Genomic DNA, 12,632 nt, shown 5'->3' on the forward strand with positions numbered 1-12,632 from the left:
AAAAGTTAATCCCAAAGGCGATAGATAATGTCGCTTTTGGGATTTTTTTATGAATTGATATTCAATTATAAATCTTTGGTTTCTGTAAATTTAAGATGATAAGCCTTTAAGAAAGTATAAACTGTATCTAGATAAGGCGTGTTAAGTTTATGAAATCTAGCCTTTTGATAGATATACCCCTGAATAGCTTCAACCTCTAAGGGTTGCTGATTTAAAACATCATAATACATACTTGTTCCCATTTCATCAGGATAACCTTGATAAATCTTCATAATGTCATCGAGTGTCTGATCTGGAAAATGAATCCCCTCAGATTGAGCAACTTGTAACCCATCGTTAAGAATAGAACGACATATTTCTTTCATGTGTGCTGATTTTAATATTTTAGCGGGTTGATGCCCTATAGCAGTAATTGAATTAATTCCCAAGTTAACAAGAAGTTTATACCAAAGTTTGTTTTGGATATCACTTTCCAATATAAGTTCAATCTTAGAAGAAGAAAGCTGTTGTTTTAACTTACGAATATTTGGTGTGTCTTGTAAATGTAAGCGATAATCACGAAAGTGAGTAATTTTATCGTTTCTTTTTTGACCGCTAATATAGACAACAGCTTGATAAACATGTTGGTAAGGAATATGTTGTGATTGACCATAACCATTTTGGGCTAAGATTATAAGTGAATCTTTATGGGCTATGGTTGGTAATTGCTTAATGACGTTGTGAAGTTGATGTGTTTTAACAGCGATGATTATGACATCGAATGAATGATGCGTGTTATCGTATGAAACAACATCAACGTTTTGTGCTTTAGAAGTATTTTCCGGGAAATAGGTCATTGTTTTATTATGGCGACCAATGAGTTGTGTATCAGGTAAGACAGCTTTTAATTCAGCAGCAATCGTTGTTCCAACAGCCCCTGGACCAATAACGGCAATTGTCATAATATAATTCTTTCCTTTCTTGGTGCAATTCATTATACTATTGCTAATAATAAAGGAAATTGAGGTTGAAATGAATTGAAAACATTAAGTCAATTGATAAAGATGAAAGACGAGCAAACTAAAATTTCTATGGTAACAGCTTATGATTTTCCGAGTGCAAAGCAAGCAGAACAAGCTAGGATTGACATGATCTTAGTTGGAGATTCACTTGGAATGACCGTATTAGGATACGAAAGTACAGTTCAAGTGACCGTTGAAGATATGATTCATCATGGAAAGGCTGTGAGAAGGGGCGCACCTAACACATTTGTAGTTGTTGATATGCCTATAGGGACTGTAGGTGTATGTGATGAAGATGATTTGAAATATGCACTTAGACTTTATCAAGCAACACAGGCGAATGCTTTAAAAGTAGAAGGTGCACATCTTGTTTCATTTATTCAAAAAGCAACACGTATGGGTATTCCCATTGTTTCTCATTTAGGACTTACACCACAAAGTGTTGGTGTGATGGGATATAAATTACAAGGGGGAACGAAGGAAGCGGCAATACAATTGATTGAAGATGCAAAAGCTATGCAAGAAGCAGGCGCAGTGCTTCTAGTATTAGAAGCAATTCCTAGTGATTTAGCTCAAGTCATTAGCCAACAATTAACGATACCAGTGATTGGCATTGGCGCTGGGAAAGAGACTGACGGTCAGGTATTGGTTTACCATGATCTGTTGAATTATGGTATAGATCGACAGGCCAAATTTGTAAAACAATATGCTGACTTTTCAGTTGGTGTGGATGGTTTAAAACAATATGATAATGAAGTGAAGTCTGGTAAATTCCCTTCAGAAGCTCACACGTATAAGAAAAAGATTATGAGCGAGGTCGACATCAATGACTAAAATCGTTACAACTATTAATGATATGCAAGAGATTGTGAAGTCATACCGTTCTCAAGGGGAGACAATAGGCTTTATACCTACAATGGGAGCATTACATGATGGTCACTTAAAAATGATGCGTATGTCAGTTGAGAACAATGATGTAACAGTCATTAGTGTATTTGTTAATCCTTTACAATTTGGACCGAACGAAGATTTTGATGCATATCCACGTCAAATTGACCAGGATGTTAAAGCTGTAGAAAGTATTAATGTTGATTACGTCTTTTATCCTAGTGTGGGGGAAATGTACCCTGATCAGCTAGATATTACGCTTAAGGTAGGACGTTTAGCTGAAGTGCTTGAAGGTGCACAACGACCAGGGCACTTCGAAGGAGTAGTCACAGTAGTAAATAAACTATTTAATATCGTTAGTCCTGATTATGCTTATTTTGGGAAAAAGGATGCGCAACAGTTAGCAATAATTGAAAAAATGGTTAAAGATTTTAATCATCCTATTCAAATTGTTGGTGTCGATATTGTACGTGAAGAGGATGGGTTAGCTAAGAGTTCTAGAAATGTATACTTAACTCAAGAAGAACGAAAAGAAGCTATTCATTTAAATGAAAGTTTGCAAATTGCACGTGATTTATATGAAAAAGGTGAGAGACAAAGTTGTGTCATCATTCAAAGTATTACTTCTTATTTAAACAACAATACTAGTGGACACGTTGATGAAGTAGCTATCTACAGTTATCCAGAATTAGTTGAACAGAAATGGATGAGCGGACAAGTTTTTATTTCACTAGCAGTTAAATTTTCAAAAGCACGTTTGATAGATAATATGATTATTGGAGAGGGCAAATAATGATAAGAACGATGATGAATTCTAAGATTCATAGAGCGAGGGTCACGGAGTCAAACTTAAATTATGTAGGTAGTATTACGATAGATTCGAATATCTTAGATGCGGTGGATATTTTACCTAATGAAAAGGTCGCTATTGTGAATAATAATAATGGTGCCAGATTTGAAACATATGTTATTGCTGGAGAACGTGGAAGCGGTAAAATTTGTCTAAATAGTGCAGCTTCTCGTTTAGTAGAAGTGGGTGATATCGTCATTATAATGACTTATGCACAATTAAATGAAAAAGAAGTTAAAAATCATTCACCCAAAGTAGTAGTTATGAATGAGTACAATGAAATTATAGAAATGATACATGAGAAAGAGAACTCGATTGTGCTATAAAAAAGTAATACCTAAAACTTAAAGATTATTGCTGAGTTACTAATGAGTAGCTCGGCAATTTTTATATTAAAAACTAGTATAACACTAATATTATTATATAAATATAAAATTATATAGATAACAATATAAATATGGTATATAATCTAAAATATCTTAATAGTGGAGGTCCAAACATCTATGAATTGTCCTAAATGTGGCCAGAATATTCAACCAGAAGACGTCTTTTGCGGTAACTGTGGTACTAAGCTTCAATCTGTTACTACAGAAACTACTGGGATAACATCATCAGAAACTACAAATAAAGAGACATTAGATAAACGAACTAAAGAAACTAAGGAGCATGTACAATCAACACTTACGGATGTTAATCATCATCAAAATATTAATCAATCTGTAGTCAATCAAAATGATACACATCATCCTGTTAATCAAACATTTGAACAGGCACGTACAAATGAGAAAGATTTTCTTAATGAATTAAAAGAATTTTTTATTAATGCTTTTAAACGACCAGATCAAGTTATTAAAGATAATCAAACATTTAGTTTTAGAATACTGATTACTCTTATTGTTGCAGGACTACTGTTGATAAGTTTATTTACTACTATGCTTATTCCGAGTCAAGTAGGTTTATTTGAAATACAAAAAGAAGATATCTTACTTAGATTTGTTTTAAGTTTAGCTATTATCTTAGCAATTCATATTGGAATTACATATGCGGTGGTAAGATTAACAGTTATTCCTGAAATCAAGTTCAATAAATTATTATCAGATTATGTAATCATCAATACGTTTACAGTAGCTTTATTAATTTTCTCAGGAATAATTCTTGCATTAAATTCATATAAATTTGCGACACTTATTTTTATTGTTATGTATCTATTTTTTACAATATCACCCGCGTATATCCTCGGGAAATATAGTTCATTGTATGAAACTAGAATTTCAGGTGTTTACGGCGTGATTATTTTGATATTTGCTTTAGCCATCATAGCTTTAATCTTTGGGGAAAACGTGATTGAAAGTGTAGTAATGCAAGACTTAAGTAGATTGTTCGGAAGAGTGATTTAATTGAGATTTTGTAAATATTGTGGAAACCCATTGAATCCCAATCATAAAGTATGTACACGTTGTGGTAAACCTACAGGTTATTCTGAACAGTCTATGTCTAGAAATGATGTACGTCTACCTTATCCCCCAGGGCGTTATAGTGATGCTTATCAATTTAAGAAACCGAATAAACCATTAATTATTATTTCAATTTTAGTAGCAGTCATCGCCATTACTTTAATAAGTGTGTTCATATTTTTAAAGCATCAACTGTCTCCAGAACAAAGTGTGGATCAAATTTCAGATGCACTTAAGAAAGAAGACCATCGTCAACTTTCTAAATTACTCACTTCTGATGGAAAGAAGCTTAATGATAATCAAGCACATGCATATCTTCGATTTTTAAAAAATGAAGGAAAATTAAATGAACTTTCTCAAGATTTAAAAGATAGTCTGAAAAATTTGAAGACGTCTAAAGCTAAGACGCATACAATAAGTATCAATCAATTAGCAATTATTAAAATAGAGAAAAATGGTAAACGTTTTGGAGTGTTTGACCATTACACGTTTAATATTCCTAAATATTCTATAGCAATGTATTCACATGATGATGGGAAAATTAATTATGATTACAATGGTCAAACTCATACTATCAATTTAAAAAAGGATGAATCCGTTGAAGTAGGCACATTTCCACTTGGTAATAATCAACTCGATGCCAAAAAACAAGTTGGTAATCAAACATTCAAGGGTAATATAACTATTTTAATGACACCAGCACGTTCTATCGTTAAGGAGAATTTTAAAGAAAAACGCTTTATGATTAAGCCTAATCATACTTATAAAGTAAATGATATTAAGTTGTTCATTAATGATAAAGTTGATGAACGTTTCGATGAAAATAAAGTATATGGACCATACAATTCAAATGATAATATTGTGGTTCATTTAGAGGGAAAAATTGGAAAACATACAGTTAAGACAAATAGTGAACGTGTAGGATTGCCGGAAGGAACTGAAGAGTATAAAACAATCGAACTATCTTTTAATAGTGAAGAAATCTATAAATACGAAGATGAATCTAATGAGTCTGATGACTCTAGTGGCTCTGATAAAGATGACAAAAAAAAGAAAGATAGGGACGATGGCGACAAAGGTACATCTGAAGATCATAAAAGTAAAGATGATGAGGATAAAGAAGATAATACTGAGAAAAGAGTGAAGGCTGACTTAACGCAAACAGAAGCGATAAATATCATTAAGAAGTATGAAAATGATAAATTTGAAAGTAAAGATTATTCTTTTGAGCTGCAAACCTACCAAAGTAGTAGTAATAACATAGTAAAGGTGAAAAATAATAAAGGAAAACTTATTTATACATATAAGATTTACACTCCAATTAAATTTATATATAAAACAGATTCTGAAAACAACTACATTTCATCAGGAGTCTATGAAGGAATTTAATTACTAAAATAATTTTTAAAAGATAAGCTTTAGGAAGCTTGGGCATAAAATTGTCTTAACTTCCTAAAGCTTTTTTATTTATTGAGGTATAATTGGGATAATTAATTGAGAATCATAGTTAGCACCAGTATGAATATAGTGATGACCTTTATTAACTGTTTCATGATGTTCATAACGTGTACTTAAACCAGGAGAACTAGTGCCTTTAATTATTTCATTTCCTTTTATAACTACAACGAGCGTTTCACCTTGTTTAAAGTAAGTACTTGAAGGTAAAATTTCTATTTCAATTGGTACAATCTCGCTTTTTTTCAATTTTAATTCTTGTTCATGTTTGTGCCATGGTTGTATAATGGTAGACTTTTCATCATCTAATTCACGATGAGATACTCTTAACCAACCTGTAGCAACTTGTCCTTGTTCAATATGGTTGAAGTCAGGGAAATTAACTTCATTACCTTGTCTATCTAATTTTTTAATACCTGCGAATATATCCATATCATCTGCTTCGTTAGAAGAAACCCATAGTTTTAAATTCATATTTCCAGTTAACTCTGTATCCTCAGAAAATGTATATGTGAAACGTAGTGACTCATTATCTTTTTCAGAGTGATAGTGTGAAACATGAGTTTGTTTTGGTTTATCTAAATTGAGGGAAAGATTCTCTCCGTCTAGATATAGAGGTGTATATTGTGTATTAGGTATAGGGAAATCAGATGCTTCACGATAATGTCCTTGATAGAACTTCTCACGGACTTCATAAGTCACAGTTGGGGTATCTTTCCAATCGTTGTCCTCTTTTTTAAGGTAATAATCAAAGAATAACTTTTGCTTCTCTAAATTTTCACGCGCATAATAGCTTTCCCACTCTTTTCGGCCATGAACATATAACCATTTATTAACTGAGTTTGCTTGTTTAAAGCCTTCAAATGTACCACGATTGTGTAAACCTTGTGTAGACCAACTGGCGCAAGTAAATAACGGAATTCGAATTTGAGAAAGAGGTACTTGACGTGCTTTCCAATAGCTATCAAAAAGTGTGTGATCTCTTTGAGCTTGGATTAAATCTTCAATATTTGGATTATTTGGCCATCTAGCGAAAATGCCTTGAATCCAAAAACGGTAAAATCCTGTATCAGGAATTCCGCCATGAAAAGCGACCTCTTTATACATATCATTTAATCCTTCCCAAGGAATCATAGCTTTTAAGTGAGGAGGATTGAGGGAGGCTACCCACCATTGAGTCACTGCTAAATAAGAGACTCCATTCGTTCCAACATTACCGTTGGACCATTCTTGTTGTGACGCCCATTCAATGACTTCATAATAATCTTTAGCTTCACGTTTTGACCAAGGTGATAGAACGCCATTTGAACCTGAACTACCTCTCAGTGCTACTTTGACTACTACATAACCATTTGGTACCCAAAATCCAGGATCAGGGGATTCCTCAGGTGTAAAACTAGATGTTGCTATATTACCTAAGGTAGGCCATTTTGCCCCCCATGTTAGTGATTTTAGGTTTGTTATCTTTACCATATATGTCTGCTGACATGACAACTGGAAAACGACCTTCCTTGTTAGGTCTAAAAATATTTAAATATAGAGTTTCACCGTCTTTCATGATAATTTCTACATCTTTTTCCATTATCATCTCTTGATTACCATATTGAACGCTATCTACAACGATATAATTGAGCCCTTTATGAACATCATTAACATCAGTTACATTTAATTCTGGATTACCTAATAAATGATTCATTAATGTGACCTCCTTTTATTGAGAATGGTTTTCAATACACTTTCATCTTACTAAGCGTGTTTATAATTAACAATAATCATTTTCTTAAGTTTGTCTAAAACCCAACAGAATGCTTATAATTGTGGAAAGAGATAAAAAGAAGGTGACAAGATGTCTCAAGATAAAAGAGTAAGAATGATGACGAACTGAAAATTTCAGAAAGCCAGTTAAGAGAGACGATGGATTTTGTGATTAATAGTATAGGAGAACATCTAGATTTCTATAAACTTATGTTTAACTTAGGTAAAGAGTCCAATTTACATGAAAAATTATACGAACTATTAACTGGGCACTTGAATCATGTAGTTAACGATAATGATAAAATCGGAGATATTCCATTTCCGTATTTTATGAGTTATGTCTCAGGCGCTGGTTTATCTTTAATACGTCATTGGGTTGAGGATGAAAATAGAATTTCAAAAGAGGAATTGATTCAACATTTTTATGAAATCGTTAATAATGGTCCAGCAACACTTATAAGACGAAAAAAGGGAATTTAATATAATATAGATAAAAAGTGACACATCTCTACATTGTGAAGTTTGTAAGAGATGTGCCACTTTTTTAATTTGCATGAGTATGATTAATTCATTTGAGAATAATCTTGGCCGTTAAGCATCCAACGCACACCATATTTATCAGTAAAAGTTCCCATTTTACCGCCCCAGAATTGCTCTTCTAATGGCATTTCAATGTTGATAGATTCGTGATCTTTAATTTTATTGTAGAAATTCTCAACACGTTCAGAATCTGTTTTATCATTAGTATCAAAATCAATTAATAAAGAAATACCATTATTTATATTATCTACACGTCCAAAAGAATCAGAACATAAGATTTTAACACCTAAAATCTCAAATTCTGCATGCATCGTTGCTTCTTCACCTTGTTCTTTTGTTAAACCGAAATTTTCAGCTTGTTCTTCGCCTACTGCTAATCTGTTTACATTAGTTGCTCCAAAGACGTCTTCATAGTATTCAAGTGCATCTTTTGCTTTATCAAATGATAAATATGGATGTAGTTGTGTCATATATTTTACCCCCTTTTTTATGAAATATCTTTCTAACGCAATCTTACTATATAATTTTAAAAATTCTAATAATATGATTATATAAAAGTGTCGTCTATATTTGACATTTCTAATGTTGTCATATATATTTGACATTAACAAAGGATATTGAGGAGTGAAACGAGATGAGTAATTTTAATGATTTGATGCTTAATTGGATCACAAGTACCTCTACAAAAAAGGATGAAAGAGAAAAGTCAGAACTTAACCAAAAACTAGCAAACATGTTTGCTATTAACTATTTGGTTACAGTTCTAACAATTGTATTCTTTACAATTATTGATATGTATCATCATACAATTACAATGCATACGATAGTGTTATTTGCCGTATTCTTTATATTTAATATTATACTTATCATTAACTTTTGTAAGAATAAACATTTTGAGGAAGCCGCATATTCACCCAATGAATATAATAAATTAATAAGAAGATATAGTATCTTGAGTGTTGTATTTATGGTTTATTTTGGTATTTGCATGACTCTCATCGGTGTGATAATAGATTATTTATGGAATGATCCCATTGATTGGAGCGGCCATTTACTGAATGGGCTTATTTCAGGAGTAATATTTGGTGGCTTAATGTTTTGCGTCTATTTAGTTAAGCTTAAAAAGGAATACTAGTTTGTTAAATAATAAACATGAACACAAGTATAGTTGATTAAAAAAGTAAATTGTTTTAGTAATTATTACTTTGATGATAGACAACCTCTCTTTATACATCATGTTATTATATAATAAAGTTAATATATAATGAAAATGTATGTTAAAGGGAGGTTTTATTATGATTGAAGCGAATAAAATTTTGGCAAAAATGAAAAACCAGAAGATTAATTACGATAGAGTACTAAGAAAAATGATATCTCAGTGGCAACGTGATGGGGAACGCCCACGTATCTTATTACATAGTTGTTGTGCACCATGTAGCACATATACTCTAGAATTTTTAACTCAATATGCTGATATTGCAATTTACTTTGCGAACCCAAATATTCATCCTAAGAATGAATATCTAAGACGTGCTAAAGTTCAAGAACAATTTGTTAAAGATTTCAATAGTAAAACAAATAGCAATGTCGAATACATTGAAGCAGAATATAAACCACATGAATTTATGAAGATGGCTAAAGAGAAAGGGCTAACTGATGAGCCAGAGGGTGGATTGAGATGTTCAGCATGCTTTGAAATGCGATTAGAAATTGTAGCTCAAGCAGCTGTTGAATATGGTTACGACTATTTTGGAAGTGCCATAACACTCTCTCCAAAGAAAAACGCACAACTTATTAATGAACTAGGAATGGATGTTCAAAATATTTATAATGTTAAATATTTGCCTAGTGATTTTAAAAAGAATAAAGGATACGAACGTTCAATTGAAATGTGCAAAGACTATCATATTTTTAGGCAATGCTATTGTGGTTGCGTCTTTGCTGCAATGAGACAGGGTATTGATTTTAAACAAATTAATAAAGAAGCAAAGGCATTTTTACAACAATTTTAATTAATATAAAATCCCAAATGTACAGATAATATTTAAGACAATACTATCTTATTACATTTGGGATAATTTTTTTAAAACTATATCATTCTGTGTATAAATCTAAAAATCGCTAAGCCTGCTATTGCAATCATCGAGATAAGTGAGAATATCTTAAACTTTCTACTTTCCGTCTTTGTTTCTGATTCTCCTGATTCCATCATTTCACGCAGTTCACGTTCAATATCTAAATCGAGGTCTGTTTTACGGTAACCATTCAAACCTATTCTGTCATCATTAGATTGATGATTGGGCTTTTCAGAAATCGTTTGTTGGTTAGATTGAGATGTTGTCTCTTTCTTCTCATCACTCATATTGTTGCCTCCTAAATTCTTGAAACATATACTTTTCTTTAGTATAAATCGTAAATATTATAAGTAAAGAAATTTCAGGAGTATTAACTAAACGTTCATTTTTTTGAAATATTTCAAAGCGTTATAATCATTTAAATTTATGCGTCTAAACCAATAATATCGCTTACGTTTTGATATCCATTTTTAGATAAATATTTAGCAATGTCTCTATTCATTGACTTAGTTAAACCTGGACCTTCAATGACTAGAGAAGAATAGATTTGTAATAAAGAAGCACCATTTCTTAACATTTTAATTGCGTCTTCAGAGCTAAAGATTCCACCAGTTCCGATAATTAAGAATTTACCTTTAGTTTGTTGATACGCGTATTTAACGAGTTTTAAATTGCGTTCGAATAAAGGTTTACCACTTAATCCGCCTTCTTCAGTTTTATTCTTAGAAATTAAACCGTCACGTTGACGAGTCGTGTTAGCTAGTATAACGCCATCAAAAGTCTTAGTTATGGAAGGTAAGATGTTTTTGAATCCTTCAAGTTCCATATCTGAAGTTAATTTCAAGAATATAGGTACGTTGATATCATTTTCAGATTTAAAAGTAGTGAGCGCTTCGCAAAGCATCGTGAATTCATCTTTATCATGGAAATTCTGTAAATTCTCAGTGTTAGGTGAGCTGATATTAACTGTGAAGAATGTCACGTCATTCTTAAATGTATCGATAACTTTTATATAATCTTGATAACGGTCTTCGTAAGACGTCTTCTTATTAACACCCACATTTAATCCTACTGGGATCGTATAGGCATGACGACGTAAATGACTAAGTGCTTTATTCATCCCTATATTATTGAAGCCCATACGATTAATTAACGCGTCATCTTCAATTAAGCGATACATACGTGGTTTAGGATTCCCTGGTTGCGGTTTAGGGGTAATACCACCTAATTCTACGGCTCCAAAACCAACATGCTCTAATGCTTTAGGTACTTCACAAGATTTATCGAATCCTGCAGCGAGACCGATGGGATTATTAAATTTGATACCATGAATGGTTTGAGAGAGTGATGGGTGATTGTAATTAAAAATTTTGTCCATGATAGGATAAATTTTCGGAACTCTTTGTACCATTTTCAATGCATCAATGGTAAGGCCATGTGCTTTTTCAGGATCTAATTTAAATAATAAAGGTTTAACTATTTTATACATGTTAACGCTCCTATTTCATTATATTTGAGGCTTACTATCCTCAATTTAATATATTTGAAATACATTCCTTTAATAGACTAGCATTTTAATAAAAATTTTCATAGCTAAATTAATGAAAGTTGAAAATTTGACTTAATTCTTAGGTCAGTTTTATTTCATATATACCGATTACTTTTAAAAGATTAATTATAATGAGAGTTGGCAATATAATAATGTATAACGACAAACTTCTTAAGAAGGTGAAAGTATGAAAGCAGAATGGAAAGAGAAACTCCCCCTAGACGGAGTGAAAGACATCTCACCAGTAAGTGGTGGTGATGTTAATGAAGCATTCAAAGTTACAACTACTGAGGATGATATCTCCTTTTTACTTGTTCAGCGTAATCGTCCAGAATCATTCTATGCGGCTGAAATAGCTGGCTTAAATGAATTTGAGAACGCAGGTATCACAGCACCACGTGTGATTGCTAGTGGTGAAATTAACGGAGATGCTTATCTTATTTTGAGCTATTTAGAAGAAGGTGGAAGTGGAAGTCAAAGAGAGCTCGGTCAGCTTGTAGCTAAGATGCATAGTCAACAACAAGAAGAGGGTAAATTTGGTTTCAGTTTACCACATGAAGGCGGAGATATTTCATTTGATAATTCATGGACTGATAGCTGGAAAGAACTTTTCATAGAAAGAAGAATGGATCATTTAAGAGATGAATTGATGCGTAAAGGGTTGTGGAATGAAGAAGATAATAAAGTCTATGAAGAAGTAAGAACTGTGATGGTAAATGAACTTGATAGTCATGAAAGTAAGTCATCTTTATTACATGGTGATTTATGGGGCGGCAACTATATGTTTTTAACTGATGGCAGCCCTGCACTATTTGATCCTGCACCATTATATGGTGACAGAGAATTCGATTTAGGTATTACGACAGTTTTTGGCGGATTTACTCAAGATTTTTATGAGGAATATGAAAAGCATTTTCCTTTAGCCAAAGGTGCACATAAAAGATTAGAATTTTATCGATTATACTTATTGATGGTTCATTTAGTTAAATTCGGTAATATGTACGCAGGTAGTGTTAATCGCTCAATGGATACAATTTTAAATTAAAAAAATTCCCCACACAGGCT

General features: G+C 32.3%; 12 protein-coding genes and 2 pseudogenes. 9 read left to right on the forward strand and 5 right to left on the reverse strand.

The window, feature by feature from the left end; translation table 11 throughout:
• Window positions 1-65: 65 nt before the first annotated feature.
• Window positions 66-941, reverse strand: coding sequence for an oxidoreductase (locus V6C74_RS01525; RefSeq protein ID WP_002454079.1), 876 nt, complete (start codon window positions 939-941; stop codon window positions 66-68).
• A 75-nt stretch (window positions 942-1,016) separates the two neighbouring features.
• On the opposite strand from V6C74_RS01525, the gene panB reads away from it, so the two are divergent.
• The 5 genes from panB to V6C74_RS01550 all read left to right on the forward strand — a co-directional run bounded on the left by panB (window position 1,017) and on the right by V6C74_RS01550 (window position 5,582).
• Window positions 1,017-1,835, forward strand: coding sequence for a 3-methyl-2-oxobutanoate hydroxymethyltransferase (panB, locus tag V6C74_RS01530; RefSeq protein ID WP_002454078.1), 819 nt, complete (start codon window positions 1,017-1,019; stop codon window positions 1,833-1,835).
• Entirely contained in the window at window positions 1,828-2,682 is an 855-nt protein-coding gene (gene panC / locus V6C74_RS01535; RefSeq protein WP_002454077.1) for a pantoate--beta-alanine ligase, read from the forward strand. Before panB ends, panC begins: the two co-directional genes overlap by 8 nt.
• A complete protein-coding gene (gene panD, locus V6C74_RS01540) occupies window positions 2,682-3,065 on the forward strand; it encodes an aspartate 1-decarboxylase (protein ID WP_002454076.1) in 384 nt (127 codons plus the stop codon). The genes panC and panD overlap by 1 nt, the downstream gene beginning before the upstream one ends.
• Before the next feature lie 177 nt (window positions 3,066-3,242).
• Window positions 3,243-4,136 carry a zinc ribbon domain-containing protein gene (locus tag V6C74_RS01545; RefSeq protein ID WP_002454075.1) on the forward strand — a complete coding sequence of 298 codons (894 nt, stop codon included), beginning with the start codon at window positions 3,243-3,245 and terminating at the stop codon, window positions 4,134-4,136.
• A 30-nt stretch (window positions 4,137-4,166) separates the two neighbouring features.
• Window positions 4,167-5,582 (forward strand): zinc ribbon domain-containing protein, encoded by a 1,416-nt coding sequence (locus V6C74_RS01550; protein WP_229716941.1) that lies wholly within the window; start codon window positions 4,167-4,169, stop codon window positions 5,580-5,582.
• A 78-nt stretch (window positions 5,583-5,660) separates the two neighbouring features.
• On the opposite strand, the pseudogene V6C74_RS01555 reads toward V6C74_RS01550, so the two are convergent.
• Window positions 5,661-7,344, reverse strand: a pseudogene (locus V6C74_RS01555) (CocE/NonD family hydrolase).
• Between the two features lie 194 nt (window positions 7,345-7,538).
• On the opposite strand from V6C74_RS01555, the pseudogene V6C74_RS01560 reads away from it, so the two are divergent.
• A pseudogene (locus V6C74_RS01560) lies at window positions 7,539-7,883 on the forward strand (TetR-like C-terminal domain-containing protein); the annotation flags it as partial.
• An 83-nt stretch (window positions 7,884-7,966) separates the two neighbouring features.
• Here the strand turns inward: V6C74_RS01560 and V6C74_RS01565 are convergent.
• Window positions 7,967-8,413 (reverse strand): VOC family protein, encoded by a 447-nt coding sequence (locus V6C74_RS01565; RefSeq protein WP_002454069.1) that lies wholly within the window; start codon window positions 8,411-8,413, stop codon window positions 7,967-7,969.
• Between the two features lie 164 nt (window positions 8,414-8,577).
• Here V6C74_RS01565 and V6C74_RS01570 point away from each other — a divergent pair, with 164 nt between their 5' ends.
• On the forward strand, window positions 8,578-9,078 hold the full coding sequence (locus tag V6C74_RS01570; RefSeq protein WP_002454068.1) for a hypothetical protein: 501 nt from the start codon (window positions 8,578-8,580) through the stop codon (window positions 9,076-9,078).
• Window positions 9,079-9,238: 160 nt separating this feature from the next.
• Window positions 9,239-9,955, forward strand: coding sequence for an epoxyqueuosine reductase QueH (locus tag V6C74_RS01575; RefSeq protein WP_016898564.1), 717 nt, complete (start codon window positions 9,239-9,241; stop codon window positions 9,953-9,955).
• Window positions 9,956-10,032: 77 nt separating this feature from the next.
• Here the strand turns inward: V6C74_RS01575 and V6C74_RS01580 are convergent, their stop codons facing one another.
• Both V6C74_RS01580 and V6C74_RS01585 read right to left on the reverse strand, forming a co-directional pair.
• Window positions 10,033-10,305 (reverse strand): hypothetical protein, encoded by a 273-nt coding sequence (locus V6C74_RS01580; RefSeq protein ID WP_002454066.1) that lies wholly within the window; start codon window positions 10,303-10,305, stop codon window positions 10,033-10,035.
• A 137-nt stretch (window positions 10,306-10,442) separates the two neighbouring features.
• The gene (locus tag V6C74_RS01585; RefSeq protein WP_103175479.1) at window positions 10,443-11,507 is read right to left on the reverse strand and encodes a quinone-dependent dihydroorotate dehydrogenase; all 1,065 of its coding nucleotides are present in this window, start codon (window positions 11,505-11,507) and stop codon (window positions 10,443-10,445) included.
• A gap of 247 nt (window positions 11,508-11,754) precedes the next feature.
• Between V6C74_RS01585 and V6C74_RS01590 the strand changes: the two genes are divergently transcribed.
• The gene (locus tag V6C74_RS01590; RefSeq protein ID WP_016898566.1) at window positions 11,755-12,612 is read left to right on the forward strand and encodes a fructosamine kinase family protein; all 858 of its coding nucleotides are present in this window, start codon (window positions 11,755-11,757) and stop codon (window positions 12,610-12,612) included.
• Window positions 12,613-12,632 lie beyond the last annotated feature (20 nt).

The sequence above is a fragment of the Staphylococcus capitis subsp. capitis genome, assembly GCF_040739495.1.
Taxonomy (GTDB): domain Bacteria; phylum Bacillota; class Bacilli; order Staphylococcales; family Staphylococcaceae; genus Staphylococcus; species Staphylococcus capitis.